At 67.1% G+C, this 21,241-nt stretch carries 16 protein-coding genes; 11 read left to right on the top strand and 5 right to left on the bottom strand.

Features of this window, described 5'->3' with window-relative positions; genetic code table 11:
* Position 1 precedes the first annotated feature (1 nt).
* The 8 genes from AC07M8_RS09615 (at position 2) to AC07M8_RS09580 (ending at position 11,970) form a co-directional block, all read left to right on the top strand.
* Positions 2-625 carry an urea amidolyase associated protein UAAP2 gene (locus AC07M8_RS09615; protein WP_495174118.1) on the top strand — a complete coding sequence of 208 codons (624 nt, stop codon included), beginning with the start codon at positions 2-4 and terminating at the stop codon, positions 623-625.
* Positions 625-4,230, top strand: coding sequence for an urea carboxylase (gene uca / locus AC07M8_RS09610; protein WP_495174117.1), 3,606 nt, complete (start codon positions 625-627; stop codon positions 4,228-4,230). Before AC07M8_RS09615 ends, uca begins: the two co-directional genes overlap by 1 nt.
* Positions 4,227-6,008, top strand: a complete 1,782-nt coding sequence (gene atzF, locus AC07M8_RS09605; protein ID WP_495174116.1) for an allophanate hydrolase — start codon at positions 4,227-4,229, stop codon at positions 6,006-6,008. Before uca ends, atzF begins: the two co-directional genes overlap by 4 nt.
* On the top strand, positions 6,005-7,444 hold the full coding sequence (locus AC07M8_RS09600; RefSeq protein ID WP_495174115.1) for an ATP-binding response regulator: 1,440 nt from the start codon (positions 6,005-6,007) through the stop codon (positions 7,442-7,444). Before atzF ends, AC07M8_RS09600 begins: the two co-directional genes overlap by 4 nt.
* Positions 7,431-8,360, top strand: a complete 930-nt coding sequence (locus tag AC07M8_RS09595; RefSeq protein WP_495174114.1) for a response regulator — start codon at positions 7,431-7,433, stop codon at positions 8,358-8,360. Before AC07M8_RS09600 ends, AC07M8_RS09595 begins: the two co-directional genes overlap by 14 nt.
* A 9-nt stretch (positions 8,361-8,369) precedes the next feature.
* The gene (locus tag AC07M8_RS09590; RefSeq protein WP_495174113.1) at positions 8,370-9,953 is read left to right on the top strand and encodes a tetratricopeptide repeat-containing sulfotransferase family protein; all 1,584 of its coding nucleotides are present in this window, start codon (positions 8,370-8,372) and stop codon (positions 9,951-9,953) included.
* A gap of 112 nt (positions 9,954-10,065) precedes the next feature.
* Complete coding sequence (locus AC07M8_RS09585) at positions 10,066-10,959, top strand: sterol desaturase family protein (protein ID WP_495174112.1); 894 nt, start codon at positions 10,066-10,068, stop codon at positions 10,957-10,959.
* Between the two features lie 72 nt (positions 10,960-11,031).
* Positions 11,032-11,970, top strand: coding sequence for a Vgb family protein (locus AC07M8_RS09580; protein ID WP_495174111.1), 939 nt, complete (start codon positions 11,032-11,034; stop codon positions 11,968-11,970).
* Positions 11,971-12,007: 37 nt separating this feature from the next.
* On the opposite strand, the gene AC07M8_RS09575 is transcribed toward AC07M8_RS09580, so the two are convergent.
* The 3 genes from AC07M8_RS09575 to AC07M8_RS09565 form a co-directional block, all read right to left on the bottom strand.
* Positions 12,008-12,937 carry an MBL fold metallo-hydrolase gene (locus tag AC07M8_RS09575; RefSeq protein ID WP_495174110.1) on the bottom strand — a complete coding sequence of 310 codons (930 nt, stop codon included), beginning with the start codon at positions 12,935-12,937 and terminating at the stop codon, positions 12,008-12,010.
* Positions 12,938-13,021: 84 nt separating this feature from the next.
* On the bottom strand, positions 13,022-13,351 hold the full coding sequence (locus tag AC07M8_RS09570) for a UrcA family protein (RefSeq protein WP_495174109.1): 330 nt from the start codon (positions 13,349-13,351) through the stop codon (positions 13,022-13,024).
* 110 nt (positions 13,352-13,461) lie between these two features.
* A complete protein-coding gene (locus AC07M8_RS09565; RefSeq protein ID WP_495174108.1) occupies positions 13,462-13,830 on the bottom strand; it encodes a hypothetical protein in 369 nt (122 codons plus the stop codon).
* 256 nt (positions 13,831-14,086) lie between these two features.
* Between AC07M8_RS09565 and AC07M8_RS09560 the strand changes: the two genes are divergently transcribed.
* From AC07M8_RS09560 to AC07M8_RS09550, 3 genes are all read left to right on the top strand, one after another.
* Positions 14,087-16,486, top strand: a complete 2,400-nt coding sequence (locus AC07M8_RS09560; protein WP_495174107.1) for a TonB-dependent receptor — start codon at positions 14,087-14,089, stop codon at positions 16,484-16,486.
* Between the two features lie 129 nt (positions 16,487-16,615).
* A complete protein-coding gene (locus AC07M8_RS09555; RefSeq protein ID WP_495174106.1) occupies positions 16,616-16,933 on the top strand; it encodes a 2Fe-2S iron-sulfur cluster-binding protein in 318 nt (105 codons plus the stop codon).
* Between the two features lie 27 nt (positions 16,934-16,960).
* A complete protein-coding gene (locus AC07M8_RS09550) occupies positions 16,961-18,205 on the top strand; it encodes an NAD(P)/FAD-dependent oxidoreductase (RefSeq protein WP_495174105.1) in 1,245 nt (414 codons plus the stop codon).
* Here the strand turns inward: AC07M8_RS09550 and AC07M8_RS09545 are convergent.
* Both AC07M8_RS09545 and AC07M8_RS09540 read right to left on the bottom strand, forming a co-directional pair.
* Positions 18,195-19,589 (bottom strand): alpha-amylase family glycosyl hydrolase, encoded by a 1,395-nt coding sequence (locus AC07M8_RS09545; protein ID WP_495174104.1) that lies wholly within the window; start codon positions 19,587-19,589, stop codon positions 18,195-18,197. The genes AC07M8_RS09550 and AC07M8_RS09545 overlap by 11 nt on opposite strands.
* Complete coding sequence (locus AC07M8_RS09540) at positions 19,589-21,193, bottom strand: MFS transporter (protein ID WP_495174103.1); 1,605 nt, start codon at positions 21,191-21,193, stop codon at positions 19,589-19,591. Before AC07M8_RS09540 ends, AC07M8_RS09545 begins: the two co-directional genes overlap by 1 nt.
* Between the last annotated feature and the right edge of the window lie 48 nt (positions 21,194-21,241).

Here is a 21,241-nt window from a genome sequence, read left to right as displayed (position 1 = left end):
GATGACCACCATGACCCTTCCCGGCACCATCCGCCACGACGAGACCGTGCCTGCGCGCGCGCCGTGGATGCACCGCATCAACGCCGGCGAGACGCTGCGCATCATCGATCTCGAGGGCAATCAGGCGGTCGACTTCCTGATGTACGCCGCCGCCGACGATGCCGAGCGCTACAGCGCGCAGGACACGATCGCGGCGCAGCGCAACCTGTTCTTGCGGACGGGCACGGTGCTGTTGTCCAACGAAGGGCGCCCGATGATGACGATTACCGGCACCAACGTCGCCTATCACGACACGATCGGCGGCGCCTGCTCCTGCGAGTCCAACACATTGCGCTACGGCCACCACACCAAGTCCCAGCATAGCTGCGTCGACAATTTCCTCGACGCGAACGTCCGCGCTGGGCGCGGCAAGCGCGACATGGTGTCGAACATCAACTTCTTCATGAACGTGCCGGTCGAGGCCGACGGCACGCTCGGCATCGTCGACGGCATTTCCGCGCCCGGCCTGACGGTCGACGTCCGCGCCGAGATGGACGTGATCGTCGTCGTTTCCAACTGCCCGCAAATCAACAATCCGTGCAACGGCTTCAACCCGACGCCCGTGCGCATGCTGGTGTCGGCGTGATGTTCAGCAAAGTCCTGATCGCCAATCGCGGCGCGATCGCCTGCCGTATCATCCGTACGCTCAAGGACATGGGCGTGGGCTCGGTCGCGGTGTTCAGCGACGCCGACGCCGGCTCCGCGCATGTCGCGCAGGCTGACGAGGCGGTGCGCATCGGCCCTGCGCCCGCGGCCGAAAGCTATCTAAACGTCGAGGCAATCCTTGCCGCGGCCGAGGCAACGGGCGCGCAAGCGATCCATCCGGGCTACGGCTTCCTCTCCGAAAACACCGCCTTCGCCGAAGCCTGCGCCGCGCGCGGCATCGCGTTCATCGGACCGACCCCCGACAATATCCGCGCGTTCGGGCTGAAGCATACCGCGCGCGATCTCGCCGCCGCGCAGGGCGTGCCGCTCGCGCCCGGCACCGACCTGCTGCGCGATCAGGACGCGGCGGTCGAGGCAGCCGCCGCGATCGGCTATCCCGTCATCCTCAAGGCGACCGCCGGCGGCGGCGGCATCGGCATGAAGGTCTGCGCCGACGAAGCCGACATCCGCGAGGGCTTCGCCACCGTCGCCCGCCTCGGCGCGGGCAATTTCGGTGATGGTGGCGTGTTCCTCGAACGCTATGTCGCACGCGCGCGCCATATCGAGGTGCAGGTGTTCGGCGATGGCGCCGGGAACGTCGTCGCGCTCGGCGAACGCGATTGCTCGCTCCAGCGCCGCAACCAGAAGGTCGTGGAAGAAACCCCCGCGCCGCTGCTCCCCGCTGCCACGCGCCAGGCGCTGATCGACGCCGCCGTTCGCCTGACGAGCGCCGCGCACTATCTCTCGGCGGGCACGGTCGAGTTCCTCTACGATTCCGAACGCGACGACTTCTTCTTCCTTGAGGTCAACACGCGGCTGCAGGTCGAACACGGCATTACCGAGCAGGTGACCGGCGTCGACCTCGTCGCCTGGATGGTCCGCGGCGCGACCGGCGACTTCGCCTTTCTCGACGGCTTCGAGGCCAAACCCGAGGGCGCCTCGATCCAGGTCCGCCTCTATGCCGAGGATCCCGCGCAGGATTACCGCCCGAGCTCGGGCCGGCTAGTCGGCGTGTCCTTCCCGCAAGGCCCGCGCGTCGACAGCTGGATCGCCGCCGGCACCGAGGTATCCGCCTGGTACGATCCGATGCTCGCCAAGCTGATCGTCACCGCGCCCACCCGCGACGCCGCGGTGGCGGCGATCCAGGACGCGCTCGACCACACGACGATCGCCGGGATCGAGACCAATCTCGACTGGCTGCGCACCGTCGTGCGCTCGGACGTGTTCACCAGCGGCGAAGTGTCGACGCGCGCGCTGGCGGACATCGCCTATACGCCTCGGACGATCCGCGTGCTCGCCGGCGGCGCTTCGACCACGGTGCAGGATTATCCCGGCCGCCTCGGCCTCTGGGATGTCGGCGTGCCGCCATCTGGACCGATGGATGCGCTCGCCTTCCGCCTCGGCAACCGCCTGCTCGGCAACGACGAGGGCACCGCGGGGCTCGAGATCACCGCCGCCGGGCCGACGCTGTTCTTCAACACGCCCACGCGCCTGTGCCTGACCGGCGCCGATTTCGGCGCGACGCTCGATGGCGAGCCGGTGCGCTGCTATGAACCGGTTAACATCGCCGCCGGCCAGACGCTGAAGATCGGCCGCGTCACCGGCCGCGGCATGCGCGGCTATATCGCGGTCGCGGGCGGGCTCGACGTGCCGCTGTTCCTCGGCAGCCGCAGCGCGTTCACGCTCGGCGAATTCGGCGGCCATGCCGGTCGCGCGGTGATGACCGGCGACACGCTGCACCTTGCCCGCACCGATCCGGCGCAGGCACCGACGGCCGCGCTGGCCCCCACGGACCAGCCCGAGATCACGCGCGAATGGACGCTCGCCGTGCTTTACGGCCCACACGGCGCGCCCGATTTCTTCACGCCCGACGACATCGCGATGCTGCGCGAAACCGCATGGAAGGTGCACTACAACTCCAACCGTACTGGCGTCCGCCTGCTCGGCCCCAAGCCGCATTGGGCGCGCCAAGACGGCGGCGAGGCGGGCCTGCATCCCTCCAACATCCACGACAATGCCTATGCGATCGGTGCGGTGGATTTCACCGGCGACATGCCGATCATCCTCGGCCCCGACGGCCCGTCGCTCGGCGGCTTCGTCTGCCCGTTCGTCGTGGCGCAGGCGGATCTGTGGAAGGTCGGCCAGCTCGCCCCCGGCGACAGCGTCCGCTTCCTGCCTGTCGACAATGCGACCGCGGTCGCCGCCGAGGTGGCGCAGGACCAGCTCGTCGCCACGCTCGCTGGCGGGCCGGCACCGGACGCGACGGACCATCTCGGCTCGCCGATCCTGCGGGCGATCGAGGCGCAGGGCGTGCGTCCGGCGGTCACCTATCGCCAGCAGGGCGACCGCAACCTGCTCGTCGAGTACGGCCCGATCATGCTCGACCTCGAGCTGCGGCTGCGCGTCCACGCGCTGATGCTCGAGATCGACACGATGGGCCTGCCCGGCATCATCGACGTGACGCCCGGGATCCGCTCGCTGCAGATCCACTATGACAGTCGCCAGCTGAGCCAGGCCGCCTTGCTCGACGCGCTCGCCGCGGCCGAGGAGCGGCTCGGCGGACTCGACGATTTTGAAATCCCCTCGCGCGTGATCCATCTGCCGCTGTCATGGAAAGACCCGGCGATCTACCAGACGATCGACAAATATATGGAGTCGGTGCGCGACGACGCGCCCTGGTGCCCCGACAATATCGAGTTCATCCGCCGCGTGAACGGGCTCGCGAGCATCGACGACGTGCAGCGGATCGTGTTTGACGCCGAATATCTCGTGATGGGCCTCGGCGACGTCTATCTCGGCGCGCCGGTGGCGACGCCGATCGACCCGCGCCACCGCCTCGTGACCACCAAGTACAATCCCGCGCGCACCTGGACCCCGCCCAACGTCGTCGGCATCGGCGGCGCCTATATGTGCATCTACGGGATGGAGGGCCCGGGCGGCTACCAGCTGTTCGGCCGCACCATCCAGGTCTGGAACGCCTGGCGCCAGACCGACGCGTTCCGCGACGGCAAGCCGTGGCTGCTGCGCTTCTTCGACCGCATCCGTTTCTTCCCCGTCAGCCACGACGAACTGACCGAATGGCGCCGCGACTTCCCGCTGGGACGCCGCGCGATCCGCATCGAGGAGGAGGTGTTCCGCCTCTCCGAATACCGCGCCTTCCTCGCCGCCAACGCGGAATCGATCGACGCCTTCCAGACGCAGCGCCAGGCCGCGTTCGACGAGGAGCGCGCCGACTGGGAACGCAGCGGCGAGTTCGACCGCGTCGCGGCACTGACGGAGGAAGCCGGCGCTGGAGCCGCGGTCGCCGAGATCGACCTGCCCGACGGCTGCGAACTGGTAGAAGCCCCGTTCGGCGGCAGCCTGTGGAAATTGCTCGTCGCCGAGGGCGCGCATGTCACGGCGGGCGAGACAATCGCCGTGATCGAGGCCATGAAGATGGAATCGGCCGTGACCAGCCCGGTCAGCGGCACGGTGCGCCGCCTGTATGTACAGGAAAAGCAGCCGCTCGCACCCGGCGGCGCGATGCTGGCGGTGGAGGTGGCATGACGGACGTTCTTGAGGTTGGCGCGATCGCCGCCGCTGTCTCATCCGGGCAGACCGACGCGGAGACGGTCGCCCGAGACGCGCTCGCGCGCATCGACGCCTATGCCGCCGTCCAGCCAGCGGTGTGGATCACCCGCATCGCCGACGCCGATGTGCTCGCGGCCGCACGCCGCGTCGACGCGCGCATCGCCGCGGGCGAGATCCTGCCGCTCGCTGGCGTGCCGTTCGCGATCAAGGACAACATCGATCTGGCCGAGGTGCCAACAACGGCCGCCTGTCCGGACTTTGCCTATACCCCTGCCGTATCGGCGACAGTGGTCGAACGCCTTATTGCGGCCGGCGCGATTGCGATCGGCAAGACCAATCTCGACCAGTTCGCCACCGGGCTCAACGGCACGCGCAGCCCCTATGGCGCGCCCGCCTGCGTGTTCAATCGCGCCTATGTCAGCGGCGGCTCGAGCTCGGGCTCGGCCGTCGCGGTCGCGGCGGGGCTCGTCGCCTTCGCGCTCGGCACCGATACCGCCGGGTCGGGCCGCGTGCCCGCCGCGTTCAACGGTCTGGTCGGCATGAAACCCACCAAGGGTCGCTGGAGCACGACCGGCCTCGTTCCCGCCTGCCGGACGATCGACTGCATCACCGTGCTCGCGCACAGCATCGCCGATGCGCGGGCGATCGATGCCGCGGTCGCCGGCTTCGATGCTACCGATGCTTATTCGCGGCTCCAGGAAGATCGCCCCCTCGTCCCGCGCCGGATCGGTGTGCCGCGCCCGGACCAGCGCCTCTTCCTCGGCGACGCCGCCGCCGAGCGGCTGTACGAACAGGCACTGGCGACGCTGGCCGCGGGCGGCGCCGAACTGGTTGACATCGACATCACCCCACTGCGCGAAGCCGCGATGCTGCTCTACGGCGGCCCCTGGGTCGCCGAGCGCACCGCCGCCGCGCTGCCCCTGCTCGACAACCGCCCCGAAGCAATCGACCCCACGGTCCGCGCGATCATGGAAGACGGGCGCAACGTCAGCGGTGTCGACGTGTTCGAAGGCCAGTACCGCCTCGCCGCGCTGCAACGCATTGCCGAAGCGATGTGGCGGGACATCGACCTGCTTGCGCTGCCCACCACGCCGACCATCTACCGCATCGCCGAGATGCGCGCGGCGCCGATCGCGCTCAACAGCAACCTCGGCATGTACACCAATTTTGTGAATCTGCTCGACATGGCCGCGCTGGCGCTGCCCGCGGGCTGGCGCGACAATGGCACCGGCTTCGGCATTACGCTGATCGCGCCAGCCTGGACCGACCAGGCGCTGCTCGACGCGGGCGATGCCTATCTGGCGGCGGCCAACCTTCCCCCATCTCCGCCCCTGAACATCGAGGATCCTATGGAAACCGTAAAGCTCGCCGTTGTCGGCGCCCATCTCGAAGGCATGCCGCTCCACTGGCAGCTCACCTCAAGGAATGCGCGTCTCGTTACCGCGACCACTACCGCGCCGACCTACAAGCTCTACGCGATGGCCAATTCGACGCCGCCCAAGCCCGCGCTGATCCATGACGCCGACGGCGCCGCGATCAAGGTCGAGGTTTATGAGCTCGACGTCGCCGCATTCGGCAGCTTCGTCGTCGAGGTGCCGGCACCCCTCGCGATCGGCTCGGTCACGCTTGCCGACGGATCGACCGTCAAGGGCTTCGTTGCCGAACCCCGTGCGATCGCCGGCGCTGCGGACATCACCGATCTCGGCGGCTGGCGCGCTTATATCGACACGCTGCAACGCCCGGGGGGATCATGATCCCGCAGGACGTACCCACTGCACCGGCACTGGAGGCTCTTCAGCGTGCCAAGGCGAGCGCCGAGGCCGCGAACGAGGCCAAGACCCGCTATCTGGTCGCGGTCAGCCACGAGATCCGCTCGCCGCTGAACGTGATCTACGGCTATGCCCAGCTGCTCGAGCGCGATCAGGGCATCTCGGGCGCCGAGGCGGGAACGATCATCCGCCGCTCGGCCGAGCATGTCACCAACCTCGTCGAGGGGCTGCTCGAGATCTCACGGATCGAAAGCGGCGTGCTGACGATCCGCGCCGATCTGGTCGATTTTCGCGGAATGCTGCACCATGTGATCGACATGTTCCGCATGCAGGCGGCGGCCAAGGGACTGTCCCTGACGCTGGAGATCGATCCCAGGCTGCCCGATGAGGTCAAGGCGGATGGAAAGCGGCTGCGCCAGATCCTGATCAACCTGGTGTCCAACGCGATCAAATATACCCAGGCGGGCAGCGTCGCGGTGACCGTCGGCTATCGCAGCCAGGTCGCCGACGTCGCGGTGAGCGACACCGGCATCGGCATCGCCGCCGACGACATGGAGCGTGTGTTCGCTCCCTTCGATCGCGGCAGCTCGGCGGAGGCGCAGCTTCAGCCGGGGATCGGGCTCGGCCTAGCCATCACCCGCGTGCTCGCCAGCGTGCTGGGCGGCGACATTGCAGTGACCAGCACCCCGGGCGTCGGCAGCGTGTTTCGGTTCAGGGTGATGCTGCCTGCGCCCGTCTTCGCCGCCAAGGCGGCGGGGCAGGGAACGCGCATCATTGGCTATGAAGGGCCGCGGCGCAGCGTATTGGTGATCGACGACGATCCCGCGCAGCGCACCATCCTGTGCTCGCTGCTGAGGGCGCTTGGCTTCAAGGTTGCGACGGCCGCGAATGGCGTGGACGGCCTGGCGCTCGCCGCGGCATCGCGCCCCGACATCGTCCTGCTCGATATCCAGATGCCCGGGATCAGCGGGTGGGAGGTCGCGGCGCGGCTCCGCGCCGAGCATCACGGCGCGCTGCGCATCGTCATGGTCTCGGCCGACGCTCACGAATTCCAGGCCGGCGGCGACGGCTGCAGCAGCCACGATGCCTTTATGACCAAGCCGGTCGAGCTCGACGCGTTGGTGGCGCTGATCGGCAGCCAGCTCGATCTACGCTGGGAATGGGCGGAGGCGACGGCGCCGCGCGAGGCGCCGCGGCCTTCGACCATATCGTCTACCGCCCTTCCGTCCGAGGCCCGGCCCTTGCTCGACCAGCTGCGCAGCGTCGCCAAGGTCGGGCATGTCCGTGGGATCGAGCGTGCGCTCGACAGTCTCGATGAGGCCGTACCGGCCGCCGCCGATCTGGTCGCGGTGCTCCGGCGCCAGCTGAGTGAATTCGACCTCCGCTCGCTGTTGAAGACGATCGACGATGCAGCAGGTTAGATCCCGCGAGCCGACCCGGCCGACGATCCTGGTGGTCGACGACACGCCCGAGGCGCTGCGCTTCCTCACCGCGACGCTGGAGGACGCAGGGATGAGCGTGCTGATCGCGATCGACGGCCTTGCCGCACTCGACCTGCTGAAGAGCGTCACCCCCGATCTCGTCCTGATGGACGCGGTGATGCCGCAGCTAGACGGTTTCGAGACGACGCGACGGATCAAGGCCCAGCCTGCCTTCCATCACCTGCCGATCATCTTCATGACGGGGCTGACCGAAACCGAGCATGTGGTGCGCGGGCTCAACGCCGGCGGCATCGATTTCGTCGGCAAGCCGATCGTGATCGACGAACTGCTGGCGCGGATCCGCGTTCACCTCGCCACCGCGCGGGTCGCCCATGGCAGCCAGCTTGCGCTCGACACGAGCGGTCGCCCCGCGCTGGCGGTCGATGGGGCAGGGGAGCCGCACTGGCTGACGCCGGCGGCGACCGACATGCTCGAGCGGCTGTTTCCCGGCTGGTCGTCCGCGTCGGGCTCGCTGCCGGCCCCCTTCCTGTCGGCGCTGCGGGAGCTGCAGGCGCGCGCACCTGCGCCGGGCGCCCGCGTCATGGTAGCCGCGGGCGAGCGCACGCTGGAAGCCGGCCTGCTGCGCTGCACTGCCGCGGGGCAATGGGTGTTCCGCCTGTCCGAGCGTCACGAGGGCGAGGAGAAGACGATCCTCGCCGCACAGCACGGGCTGACCTCGCGCGAAGCCGAGGTGCTGCTGTGGATCAGCCGCGGCAAGCAGAACCGCGAGGTCAGCGAGATCCTCCAGATCAGCCCGCGTACCGTGAACAAGCATCTCGAGCAGATCTTCGAGAAGATGGGGGTGGAAAATCGCGCATCAGCCACGGCGATCGCGGTCACCACCCTGACGCGCTAGGGACAGCCCATGGATCAATCCCGGCCCACCACCGCGCGCGCCGCGGCCATCCGCGCCTCGCTCGCCCGCGGCGGCATCGATGAGGCGTTCGCGGCCGCCACCCGCTGGCGCATCGAGGCGCCGCATGCCGCCGAAGCTCATTTCCTCGCCGGCATCAGCGCCGCGATGCTCGGCAAGGTAACCACCGGCATCGCATTGATCGAGGCGGCGATCGCGCGTGACGGGCAGGGCGAATATCACGCCCAGCTCGCCCGCCTCTATACCTTGGTGCGCCGCGACGAGGACGCAGCCCGCATGCTCCAGGCCGCCGAGGCGTCGCCCCCGGCGGATGCGCTCGGGCGGGACACGATGGGCTGCGTCTATGCGCGGCTCGGCGATCATGCCGCCTCGCTGCCGCATTTCACCGAAGCGGTCCGGCTCCAGCCGGCCAATACCGCCTTCCGCTACAACGAGGCGGCGGCCTTGAGCTTTGTTGGGCGGCCGCAAGCGGCGGAGGCGGCGCTGGAGGCGCTGATCGCGCTGGCGCCGGCCGATGCGCGCGCGCATCATCTGCTCGCCGGGCTGCGCAAGCAGACCCCGGACCGCAACCATGTCGACCGGCTCGTCGCCGCGCGCAGGGCGGCACGTGCGCCGCGCGACCGGCTGCTGCTCGGCTATGCGCTCGCCAAGGAACTCGACGATCTTGGCGATCCAACCGGCGCCTTTGCGATCTTGGCAGAAACCAACGCCGAGCATCGCGCTACCTTGCCCTACCGCTTCGGCGATGACGCGACGACGTTCGACGCAGTCGAATCCTGCTGGCCGCAGGTCGCCGCCGCGGTGGTGGTGAGCGCGCCGCAGGCCGCGCCGATCTTCGTGGTCGGCATGCCGCGGACCGGCACCACCCTCGTTGACCGTATCCTCTCGTCCCATCCCGATGTGGAAAGCGCGGGCGAGCTCCAGGCGATGCCGCTGGCGGTCAAGGCCGCCGCGGGCACGCGCAGTCGCACGGTGCTCGATCCCGAGACAATTGCCGCAGCGGCCAACGCCGAGTTTGGCGCGATCGGCCGCGATTACCTCGCCCGCGCCGCCGCGCATGTCGCGGGCGGCAAGCCCCGCTTCATCGACAAATTTCCCGGCAACTTCCTCTACGTCGGCCTGATCGCGCGCGCGCTCCCCGAGGCGACGATCGTGTGCCTGCGCCGCAACCCGATGGACACGATCCTCGCCAATTTCCGCAACCTGTTCGCGATCGGCTCGCGTTATTATGATTACAGCTACGACCTGCTCGACATCGCGGCTTATTATCATCGTTTCGACCGGCTGATGGCAATGTGGCACGAGGCGCTGCCGGGGCGTGTTCTCGAACTTCACTATGAATCGCTTGTCGCCCACCAGGAGCCCGAAACCCGGCGCCTGCTCGACCATTGCGGGCTGAGCTGGTCGGATGCCTGCCTTAACTTCCAGACTAATGCGGCGCCGGTGTCGACGCCCAGCGCCGCACAGGTCCGCCGCCCGCTGTACAAGGATGCGGTGGATCGCTGGCGGCGTCACGCCGACGCGCTGGCGCCCGCGCGCGCCTTGCTCGCGGATCATGGCATCGTCGTCGACTAACGGCCGGCGGGCGCGGGCTACGTCATTTGCCCACCTGTGCCGATTACCCCTCGCCTTATCGTCGGGCGCTGATGCCGGGCCAGGGTGCTCGCCGGCGCTCGGGGCAGGTGTGATGAAGAAGACCATGTTGAGCTATGTGCAGCCGGTGATGGTCGCGGCCATCCTGCTGGCCTGGGCGTTCGCCCCCGCCGCCTGGACCAGCAATCCCTGGTCGATCGTGGTGGCGACCTTGCTGACAACGTCGCTGATCCAGGGGCTCGAACGGGTCAACGAGCGCCATTCGAGCTGGCGCCTCACCAAGCGCGAGTTTGCCACCGACGTCTTCTACGTGACGCTGAACTATACGGTGATCTCCTGGCTGTCGCGCACGCTGGCCGATGATCCGCTGACCGCGGCCAAGCAATCGCTCGGTATCGCCACCCCCTGGGCGATGCACCTGCCGTTCGTGGTGCAGGTCGCGATGGTGATCGTGCTGATCGAATTCGGCCAATATTGGATGCACCGGTTGATGCACAATCAGTCGTTCTTCTGGTCGACGCACGCTCCGCACCATCACATTACCCAGCTCAACGCGATGAAGGGCGCGGTCGGCAACCCGATCGAACTATTCCTGATCAGCCTCAGCGTGCTCGCACTGTTCGATCTGTCGTTGCCGGCCGAATTCTGCGCGCTCAACATCCTCGCGGTGATCTCCACCTTCGCCCACGCCAACACGCGCTTCGATCCGCCCCGCTGGTACGCTTTCTTCTTCACCACCATCCAGCACCACAGCCTCCATCATTCGGTGAGCTATGAGGACACGCGCTGCAACTACGGCAATTCGCTGATCCTGCTCGATCGCCTGTTCGGCACCTACAGCGACGGCGAGGCCGAACTCGTCGGCCAGGACGAGCGCCGGCGGCTGTCGATCCGCGAACAGTTCCTGTTCCCGGCGCAGCCCCTGATCGACCGGGTCAAGGCGCGCCGCGGCGATCGCGACGCGGAAGGCACCGAAGTCGCGGCCTAATCGAAGCAGAGACGATCAACGACACGCGGGCGGACCATCGGGACTGTCTGGCAGGGAAGGCATGGATTGAGCATGAAATTGCTGACGACGACCTGGGCTACCACCGCGATCGCGAGTTGCTGCGTAGCGATAACGCCGGCGCGGGCGGAAGCGCCGCGCGAGCAGGTGCAGACGGTGCCGGGCTTTGCCGATTTCCTGGCGGTCGATGGCAAGACGGTGTGGGCGACCAATGTCGGCCGCGTCGAACGCTGGTCGCGCCACGGCAAGCGCGCAGAGGTCGCCCTGGCGCATCCCTGCGGCGCGATGGCGATCGCCTTCAAGTCGCTCTGGGTCGCGGACTGCAAGCAGCGCACCCTCAACCGCATCGATCTCAAGACGGCCAAGATAACAGCGACCATCGCGACGGGGATCGCCAACCCCAAGGGCGAACTCAACGTCGTCGCCGGCGCCGGATCGATCTGGGTGGCTAGCGAGGAGGGCGGCGCGATCGCCCGTGTCGATCCCGCGAGCAATGGCGTGATCGCCTCGATCCACGCCAATCCCGGCAGCTATTATCTCGCGTTCGGCCTTGGCGCGCTCTGGGCGGTCAGCGGCACCCAGCAGAGCCTGCAGAAGATCGATCCCGCCACCAACAGCGTGGTGGCGACCACGGCGCTCGGGCGCGAGCCTGGCTTCCTGGTCGCGGGCGAGGGCGCGGTGTGGGTCCAGGAGCAGGGCGACGGCACCTTGGCGCGGATCGATCCTGCGAGCGGTGCGGTATCGGGGCGGGTCAAGGTGGACGAGACGCTCAAATATGGCGACATCGATGCCGGTGGCGGCAAGGTGTGGCTGCGCACCACCGCGGGCCAGACTTTCGTCGTGATTGATCCGGTGACGCTCGCGATCAAGGCGCGTGTCGGCGCGGCAGCGGGCAGCGGCGCGTTGCGCTACACCCGCGGCGGCGTGTGGACGACCGCCCATGACGCACACACGCTGTCATGGTGGGCCAAGCCGGGCAAGATCGGCGGCTAGCCTCGATCGGTACCTGACCGCTGCCCGTCGGCGGCGGTCAGGCAGGTTTCGGCGCGACCGGGTAGACGATGAAGTCGGCATGGCGATCGATCGCCGGCGGGGAGGGGGCCGCCGTCACGGCTTTGTCCAGTTCCTCGATCGCGGTCGGCGGTAGCGCCAGGCCATGCTCGGACGGGTGCGCCGAGGCCTGCATCGGATAATCCTGCCCCGGCGTCGTCGTCATCTCAATATGAGCGCCGAGCAGTGCGCGGATCGGGTGGGTCTTGGCAAAGGAGGCAAGCCGGTCGGCGCTCGCGCGGAAGACGTCGAAGCGGTCGCGCGGCACGTAGAGCCGCCCAGGATAGAGCATGTCGCCCGAGAACAGCAGGCGGGTGCGGGCATCGTAGATCATGATGTGCGCAGGCTCATGACCGGGCGTCGGCACGATGGTGAGTCGGCGGCCGCCGAGATCATAGCCGCCGATCGCCTGTGGGCATTCACGGATGGCGAAGAAGGCGGCGACCTGCTCGGGCTTGAGGCCGACCACCTCGGTATCGGGACGATCGCGGAACTCGTCGTCGCCGGCGTGATGATCGCCGTGGCCATGCGAATGGGCGACGATCAGGCGGATCGGGCGCCCGCCGTGCCGTGCCTGCCACGCGACGATCAGCCGGTCCACCGTCGGCCGGACGAGGAGCCCGCCTGCGCCGCTGTCGATCAGCAGGGCACGGTCGTGGCCAAACAGTAGATAAAGGAACGGTGCCTCGAAATTGGTCTCCACCGACTGGCGGATGACGAACGTATCGGCGTCGATACGCTGAACCTGGGTCTCGGGTTCATGCGGCGTGGTGCCGTTGATCCAGGGGGCAAAGCGGGGCCCGATACCACCCGGCGCCGCGCCGATCAGGATCAGCGCGGCGGCCGCCAGCGTGCTCGCCCGACACAGGGTGGCACCATGACGGCCGGCGTTCGTGATCTGTCGTTTCATCCCGCCAGCCTAGATACGGCGGGCCGCCCGACCATGAGGCGTTTGACGGAGCCGTTACCCGAGGCAGCGGCTCCGATCAGATCGTCAGCGCATCGCCAGCTGCGTCCCGCGGCCGGTGTCGCGGGTCGCGGTGGCTGTCGCGATTTGGCTGCGGATATTGGCAATGACGTCGGCGCGGCAGCCACGGGCCTGCTCGCCGAGCGCGAGATGAATGCTGCTCATGCCCTCGCCACACACCTTGCTGGCAACCTGATCCATGCGGATCGCCAGGCGCTGCTGACCCTCGACGCTGGCAAGGTCGATGCCGCGAAGGTTGAGCACGGCGCTATCGGCCGAGAAGGGGTTGGCGCCGGGCGCGGCGACGGCGGGGGCTGCCGCCAGGATTGCGGCGCAAGCCGCCAGACCGATCTTCATCATCATCTCCTGCATTCGCTGGCCCCTCGCTCTTGCGGCGATGAGGTGGCAGCCATGTAGGGTCTGCACGATGCGATCACAAGCGCAGGCAGACGATGGCGGTCGGCGGCTCAGTGGGCGCTGATCACCAGCGAGGCGAGTTCCATCCGGGCGCCGAGCGCGCCAGGGGGCAGCAGCACCGTCATACGTTGCTCCTTGCCCGCGTCCGCCAGCGTGACGTCCAGCCTATCGCCACGCGCGATGGGCCAGGTCCGCGCGACTGACAGCGGTACGGTCATCCGCCAGGCACGGCCGCCTTCGACGGCAAGGTCGCGCCCGTCGACGCGGACCGCGGTGGCGACGCGCTCGCGATGCCCCGAGAGACGCAGGCAGGTGTCGGCGCCGCAATGGACCAGCGTCGCCCGGGGCGAACGCTCTGCCATCGCCGGTGCTGCCGTCACCACCATCATCGAGGCGAGAAGAAGAGCGCGGGCTGCCATGGTCGCTGCGTAGCCCGCCTGCACTGAGACCGGCATTCGCCGTTTGACGTAGGTCGCGTCCACATCGGCCGCTTACGTCAAACGCCCCATATGGCTTCGCCGCCAATGTCCACAGTCTGTCGCTCGAGCGAATGGCCCCGTCCGAGGCGCCGACGCCGACCAGCGCTTCGCGGAGGGGCGACGAGTTTTCGGTTTCAAGGGGGCATTGATGGCAGTAGGTTTCTCTCGCGCAGGCTTATTGTGCGCGACCGCGTTGATGGGCGTTGCCGGCACACCGGCGCTGGCACAAGAAGCCCCCACCGACCCCGCTACCACCACCACGACGACAGCCATCACCGCCGATGCGAATGACATCGTGGTCACCGGCAGCCGGCGCCGGACGACGCTCCAGGATGCGCCGATCAACATCAGCGCGGTGTCCGCCGACACCATCAAGTCGCAGCGGCTGGACGATATCCGCTCGCTCGCCAACTTCACCCCGGGCGTTACCGTGGCGGACACGGGGCCGGCGAGCACCGGGCGGATCATCCTGCGCGGCATTTCCTCCAGCGACACCAACACCGGGGGTGCCAACAGCGCCAATGCCGTCGGCGTGTACCTCGGCGAAGTGCCGCTCTACCTCGATTTCAAGCTGATCGACGTCAACCGGGTCGAGGTGCTGCAGGGGCCGCAGGGCACGCTTTACGGGCTCGGCACGCTCGCTGGCGCGGTGCGCTATATCCCCAACCGCCCCGACACGGACAAGTTCACCGTCGACGTTCACGGCCGCGGCTATGCCGAGTCGCATTCCGACGATTTCGGCGGGGTCGGCGATGTCGCGATCAACGTGCCGATCGTGAAGGATCACATCGCGTTCCGCACAGCCACCGGCTATTACGACAATGCCGGCTTCATCGATTACAACTATCTGCTGCAGCAGCCGGGCGTCTCCGACCCGCAGCCCGGCCGCGCCACGGCGACCTCGACCGGGTCGCTCGGCACCAACGCCGATTACCTCGCCAATTTCAAGCGCAAGGAGGATGTGAACTACGAGCACACCTTCACCACGCGCAACCAGCTGCTGCTTGAGGTCAACCCCGACATCAAAGCGTATTTGACCTACGCGCACCAGAGCACCAAGACCGGCGGCAGCCAGTCCAACGGCGCCGGCGTGCTCGGCACCGGCAACTACGAATCGCCGGGGCGGTACCTCGAGCCGGTCAACCGCAAGGCTGATCTGTTCGCCGCCGAGTTCAACATCAACCTCGGCAACATCGCCCAGCTGGTCAGCACCACCGCCTATACCAAGCAGCACGTCACCAGCACCGAAGACAATACCGATCTGCTGCTCGATCTCGACTATGGCTATGAGGCGTTTCCCGCCTTCTCATCCTACGCCAACAACGAGCAGCATTATAAGCAGTTCAACCAGGAGGTTCGCCTGGTCTCCACCCATGGCGGGCCGTTCAGCTGGGTGCTCGGCGGCTTCTACAACCGCCTGAAGTTTGACAGCAATCGGCACGAATACACACCGGGCTTCGCCGAATATTTCGACATCCCGCGGCCGGACAATCTCGAGTATATTTCGCAGCTCAACACCAAGACGGTGGAGAAGGCCGCTTATGGCGAGCTGACCTTCCACCCGACCCACGCATGGCAGATCACGGGCGGCCTGCGTTACTTCAAATATGACGCCGACGTGGTGGGCGGATCGGCCTTGCCGCTGATCGGCGCGGGCATCGGCGATTACCCGTCCACCACCATTAATGCCAACCGGTTCCAGCCGGGGACGACGGGCAAGGATGGCGTGGTGTGGAAGGCGAACACCTCCTACAAGTTCAGCGACAATCTGCTCGCCTATTTCACCTATTCGACTGGTTACCGGATCGGCGGCGCCAATCAGGTGGTGGCGTGCACCGATGAGGATCTGGCGCGGGCCGCCGCTGGAGGCCAGGTGCTCTGCGCGCTGCCGAACGAGCGGTTCTATGGACCCGACAAGACCCGCAACAAGGAGATCGGCGTTCGCGGCAGCCTGTTCGACAAGAAGCTCCAGTTCACCGTCGACGGCTTCGAGATCAACTGGACCGGCGTCCAGGTGCCGAGCCAGACCCTCAACGGCGCGATCGGCATCACCGTCAACGGCGCCGATGCGGTGTCGCGCGGCTTCGACGTCCAGGCGACCTTGAAGCCCGTTCGCAACCTCACGCTGATCGGCACCTATTCCTATGTCGACGCGCATCTGACGCAGGATGTCGCCGGCCTGGTGGTGAGCCAGGGCGAGCGGTACGGCGCATTTGCCGGCGATCGCTTGCCAGGCTCGGCCAAGAACTCGGGTAGCGCGCAGCTGATCTACACCTACCCGCTCGATGACGACCGGTCGATCGAGGCCAGCTGGGCGACCATCTATCGTGGCGACATCTATTCGCGCGTCGGCTTGCGCGGCAATGGCGAGATCATTCCCAGCTATGTCACCCATAGCGCGTCGCTCAACTACATCACCAAGCAGTTCGAGATCGGCCTGTTTGCCGACAACATCTTCGACAAATATGCGGTGACGGCGATCAGCAACGACATCTCCTCCTACAATCAGGTCCGCACCGACGTGGTCGAGCGTTACTATGCGCGCGGTGTGCTGACCCCGCGGCGGGCAGGGGTGGAGTTCCGGATTCACTATTGAGCCATGGCCGGGCGGCTCCGCTGCCGCCGCTGACCGACGTTTGACTCTTGATGAAGAAAGCGGGGGCCACCACGCGTGGACGCCCCCGCTTTTCCTTCGTAGCCACCGTTCCCAACGTACAAGGACCTTATGACCCAGTTGATCGTGACAACGCGCGAAGGTGACACGCGCGAATTGACCGCCGGCGCCGGCCTGTCGGTGATGGAAGTGATCCGCGACGGCGGGATCGACGAGCTGCTGGCGCTGTGCGGCGGCTGCCTGTCCTGCGCCACCTGCCACGTCATCGTCGATCCGGCGGATGCTGCGCGATTGTTGCCGGCGAGCAGCGAAGAGGAAGATCTGCTCGATGGCCTCGATCACCGCGCGCCTACATCGCGGCTGTCGTGCCAAATTCCGTTCGATGACGATCTGGATGGTCTGCGCGTAACGATCGCGGCTGACGCATAAGCGGGTGAGGCGGCTTGGTCGGATGTGATGATGAAACATTTTGACGTGGTGATCGTCGGCGCCAGCCATGCCGGCGCTCAAACCGCGATCATGCTGCGGCAGCTCAAGTTCGCCGGCACCATTGCGCTTGTCGGCGACGAGACCAGCCTGCCTTACGAACGGCCGCCGCTGTCCAAGGAATATCTCGCCGGCGACAAGCCCTTCGAACGCCTGCTGATCCGCCCTGCCGCCTTCTGGGGCGACAAGGCCATCGAGTTGAAGCTCGGATGCCGGATCGTTGCCGTCGACGCCGCCGCCCACCGCATCACCAGCGCGGGCGGCGAGACCATCGGCTATGGCACGTTGGTGTGGGCGGCGGGCGGGACGCCGCGGCGTCTCTCGTGCCAAGGACATGATCTCGGCCACGTCCACGCGGTCCGCTCGCGCGCCGATGTCGACCTGCTGGCCGCCGAACTACCGTCGGTGTCGCGCGTGGTGGTGATCGGTGGCGGCTACATCGGGTTGGAAGCGGCGGCCGTGCTCGTCGCAGCCGGCAAGCAGGTGACGATAGTGGAGGCGCAGCAGCATGTGCTCGCGCGGGTGGCGAGCGAGCCGCTAGCGCGCTTCGTCGAAGCAGAGCACCGCGCCCGGGGCGTCGACTTGCGCCTCGGTGCGACCGTCGACTCTGTCGAGGAAGCCGATGGCGCCGCATGCGGCGTTCGGCTGGCCACGGGCGAAGTGCTCCCGGCCGACATGGTGATCGTCGGGATCGGCATCACTCCGGCGGTGGAAGCGCTGATCGCCGCCGGCGCGCGGGCCGGCAACGGCGTGCAGGTCGACGCCTGGTGTCGCACGAGCCTTCCCCACGTCTATGCGATCGGCGATTGTGCAGCACATGCCAGCGATTTCGCCGGCGGCGCGATGATCAGGCTCGAATCCGTGCAGAATGCCAACGACATGGCAGCGACCGTGGCGCGCGCGGTGATCGGCGACGCACAACCCTATCGTTCAATCCCCTGGTTCTGGTCCAACCAATATGATCTCCGCCTGCAGACCGTGGGTCTCTCCCTCGGCCATGACGACGCAGTGGTCCGCGGCGACACGAGCGCGCGCTCCTTCTCTGTCATCTATCTCAAGCAGGGCAGGGTCGTGGCGCTGGACTGCGTCAATGCCATCAAGGACTATGTGCAGGGCCGCAAGCTTGTCGAAGCAGCGGTGAGGCTACCACCGGCCGTGCTTGCCGATAGCGCGATCGCGCTCAAGGACCTGATGCAACCGGCTGCTATCGAGTAGCGGCGAGCAACGTCGCGCCCCAGGCGGGCATCGTCAGGCTCTCTCCCGCTTTGATCGTCACCGTCTCGCCGGTGCGAAACGCCCGGTAGCGCCCGGCCTGGAGCGCCGTCGGGAAGGTGACGGTCACCGGCTTGGCGGAGAAGTTGAACGCGGCGAAAATCTTGTCGGCGCCCTGGGCACGAACGAAGCTGAACACCTGCGTGGGCTTGTCATTCTCGACCTTGACCATGGTCGCGCCCCAGCGTCCGTTGGCAAGCGCCGGATGCGCTTTGCGGAAGCCGATGAGGTCATGGTAGAGATCGTTCAGCGGACATGGCGTCGTCCAGTCGATCGGATCGCGCTCGAAGAACTTCAGCCGACGCGGGTTGCAGGCTTCCTGCCCGTCATAGATCATCGGAATGCCCTCGCTGACCATCTCGAGCGTGATGGCGGCGTTCAGCATCGGCCCAAAGGCTTCGAACTGGGTCTTGTGCCAGGCATTGATGTCGTGGTTCTCGATCCACAACATGCGCATGCCCGCCTTGGGCCACGCTTTTTCATTCTCGGCATAATATTCGTAGAGCCCGGTGGCATCGGTCGGGCCGGCGGCGATGCGCTCCATCGTCTCATACCATTGCCAGCTGTAGGTCGCGTCGAACGCGCGCGCGAGCAGGTCCGGCGTCTTCCATTCGGCAAGCATGAACACCGGGCGGATCTTCTCGAGGTCGGCGCGGGCACCTTCCCAGAAATCGAGCGGGACATAACCCGCGGCATCGGCGCGATAGCCGTCGATGCCAAAGTCGCGCACCCAATAGGCCATCGCCTCGGTCATCGCCTTGCGCAGCGCCGGCTTGGAATAATCGAGGTCGATGATGTCGTCCCAGTCCCACCACGGTGTCGGGTGGAAATCGCCCTTCCAGTCGCGCTTGTACCAGTCGGGATGCTGGGTGACCCAGGCATTGTCCCAGGCGGTGTGATTGGCGACCCAATCGAGGATGACGTGGAAGCCCTGTGCATGAGCAGCGTCGACAAAGGCCTTGAGATCGGCCTTGGTGCCGAACTCGGGATTGACCGCGGTATAGTCGCGTACCGAATAGGGGCTGCCAAGCGAGCCCTTGCGGTGCTTGGCGCCGATCGGGTGGATCGGCATCAGCCACAGGATATCGACACCGAGTTTCCTCAGGCGCGGCAGCTGCTGTTGCGCCGCGCGGAAGGTGCCCTCCTTGGTGAACTGGCGCGTGTTGATCTGATAGATCACCGCCTTCTTGGTCCACGGCGCGTTGGTCAGGCTGACATAGGGGCGGGGCGTGTAATCGGCCTCCGTCCGCTGCTCGATCGGCGGGTGCTGGGCAAGCGCCGGCGCCGCGGCGAGCAGGGCAAGCGCTGTCGCGAGGGTACGCAGCATCAGGAAAGATCCTCGGCAAGAGAGGGCGGCAGGGTTTCCGGCACCCGCAGCGCCGCCGCGGCCGCCAGCGCCATGACGATCGCGGCGAAGCCCATCGTCCAGATCGGCTCGGTCGGGAAAAAGGCCTTGAGCACCGATCCCATGACCGTTGCGACCAGCAACTGCGGCAGCACGATGAAGATGTTGAACAGGCCCATGTAGATACCAAGCTTGGCCTGGGGCAGGCTGGAGGCGAGAATCGCATAGGGGAGGGCGAGGATGGAGGCCCAGGCGATGCCGATGCCGAGTTCGCTGACGATCAGCCAATGCGGATCGCGCACCACCAGGAAGCTCGCGAAGCCGGCGGACCCGCACAGCAGGCAGGCGATGTGGGTCTTCACCTTGCCGATCAGCGCGGCGAGCCGCGGCAGCACCAGCAGCGCGGCGGCCGCGGCAACCGCATTGTAGACCGCGAACAGCACGCCGACCCAATCCCCGCCGGCATTATAGGCGGCGCTGTGCGGATCGCTCGACCCGTACATGTACTGCGCCACCACCGGAGTGGTGAAGATCCACATGATGAACAGTGCCGACCAGCTGAAGAACTGGACCAGCGCCAGCCGCTTCATGATCTGCGGCATGCCGACAAAATCGGCCACGATCAGGCTCAGCGCAATGTCTGGCTTGCCGCCGCGCGCGAGCGCGATCGCGGCGATGCCGGCGCCGCCGTAGAAGACGAGCAACGCGCCGAGCAGGTAGACCTCCTTCTGCAGCGCGAGCTCCGGCACGGCGACCATCACGGCAATGCCCGCCATGATCCAGCCGATGCTCCGGCCAAAGCCTCGAGCCGCAAGGGCAGGGGCCGCCTGGGCGGTGACGGCGGCGGGGCCGCCTTCGCCGAACCGCGCCATCTCGGCCGGGCTATATTCGCGGGTGTTGCCGATCGTCCACAGCACCGCAAGCAGCAGCGCTGCGCCGCCAAACCAGAAGCTGTAGCGCACTGTATCCGGGACGCCGGCGAGCGCGCTTTCCGACACACCGAGACGGGCGAGCACGAAGGGAAAGATCGATCCGACCACGGCGCCGGTGCCGATGAAGACGGTCTGCAGCGCATAGCCCGCGGTGTGCTGGCGGCGCGGCAGCATGTCGCCGACAAAGGCGCGGAACGGCTCCATCGAAACGTTGATCGAGGCGTCCAGCACCCACAAGGTGAGCGCGGCCATCCACAACACCGGAGTCTCCGGCATCACCAGCAGGGCAATCGCCGCCAGCACGGCACCGGCGAAGAAGTACGGCCGGCGGCGGCCGAAGCGGTTCCAGGTGCGATCGCTGTAATGACCGATGATCGGCTGGACGAGCAGGCCGGTGAGCGGTGCCGCGACCCAGAGGTAGGACAGGTCGTCGAGCGAGCCGCCGAGCGTCTGGAAGATCCGGCTCATGTTGGCATTCTGCAGCGCAAAGCCGATCTGGATACCGAGGAAGCCGAAGCTGATGTTCCACAGGCCGGCAAAGCCCTGGACTGGTTTCTCGGTCAACAATCGGCTCTCCGTCACCGTCGCCGCTTGCGACGCGACGATCTGAGCAAAGCAGCCTGCCGGCAAGGGCGCGCGCCGACAAGGCTGCATACGAATACCTAACCCGATGGCGCGACGAAAGCGGGCGGCTGGCGACCG

Source organism: Sphingomonas sp. GW821-FHT09E03, from assembly GCF_059416225.1.
Note: the sequence above shows the minus strand (reverse complement) of the source record. Positions and strands in the feature narration are given on the sequence as shown.

Excerpts from the sequence above, each read along its gene's own strand:
- atzF (WP_495174116.1), top strand. The coding sequence starts at position 4,227 with ATGACGGACGTTCTTGAGGTTGGCGCGATCGCCGCCGCTGTCTCATCC.
- AC07M8_RS09600 (WP_495174115.1), top strand. The coding sequence starts at position 6,005 with ATGATCCCGCAGGACGTACCCACTGCACCGGCACTGGAGGCTCTTCAG.
- AC07M8_RS09615 (WP_495174118.1), top strand. The coding sequence starts at position 2 with ATGACCACCATGACCCTTCCCGGCACCATCCGCCACGACGAGACCGTG.
- uca (WP_495174117.1), top strand. The coding sequence starts at position 625 with ATGTTCAGCAAAGTCCTGATCGCCAATCGCGGCGCGATCGCCTGCCGT.
- AC07M8_RS09585 (WP_495174112.1), top strand. The coding sequence starts at position 10,066 with ATGAAGAAGACCATGTTGAGCTATGTGCAGCCGGTGATGGTCGCGGCC.
- AC07M8_RS09565 (WP_495174108.1), bottom strand. The coding sequence starts at position 13,830 with ATGGCAGCCCGCGCTCTTCTTCTCGCCTCGATGATGGTGGTGACGGCA.
- AC07M8_RS09555 (WP_495174106.1), top strand. The coding sequence starts at position 16,616 with ATGACCCAGTTGATCGTGACAACGCGCGAAGGTGACACGCGCGAATTG.
- AC07M8_RS09570 (WP_495174109.1), bottom strand. The coding sequence starts at position 13,351 with ATGAAGATCGGTCTGGCGGCTTGCGCCGCAATCCTGGCGGCAGCCCCC.
- AC07M8_RS09580 (WP_495174111.1), top strand. The coding sequence starts at position 11,032 with ATGAAATTGCTGACGACGACCTGGGCTACCACCGCGATCGCGAGTTGC.
- AC07M8_RS09590 (WP_495174113.1), top strand. The coding sequence starts at position 8,370 with ATGGATCAATCCCGGCCCACCACCGCGCGCGCCGCGGCCATCCGCGCC.
- AC07M8_RS09550 (WP_495174105.1), top strand. The coding sequence starts at position 16,961 with ATGATGAAACATTTTGACGTGGTGATCGTCGGCGCCAGCCATGCCGGC.
- AC07M8_RS09575 (WP_495174110.1), bottom strand. The coding sequence starts at position 12,937 with ATGAAACGACAGATCACGAACGCCGGCCGTCATGGTGCCACCCTGTGT.
- AC07M8_RS09545 (WP_495174104.1), bottom strand. The coding sequence starts at position 19,589 with ATGCTGCGTACCCTCGCGACAGCGCTTGCCCTGCTCGCCGCGGCGCCG.
- AC07M8_RS09560 (WP_495174107.1), top strand. The coding sequence starts at position 14,087 with ATGGGCGTTGCCGGCACACCGGCGCTGGCACAAGAAGCCCCCACCGAC.
- AC07M8_RS09595 (WP_495174114.1), top strand. The coding sequence starts at position 7,431 with ATGCAGCAGGTTAGATCCCGCGAGCCGACCCGGCCGACGATCCTGGTG.
- AC07M8_RS09540 (WP_495174103.1), bottom strand. The coding sequence starts at position 21,193 with ATGCAGCCTTGTCGGCGCGCGCCCTTGCCGGCAGGCTGCTTTGCTCAG.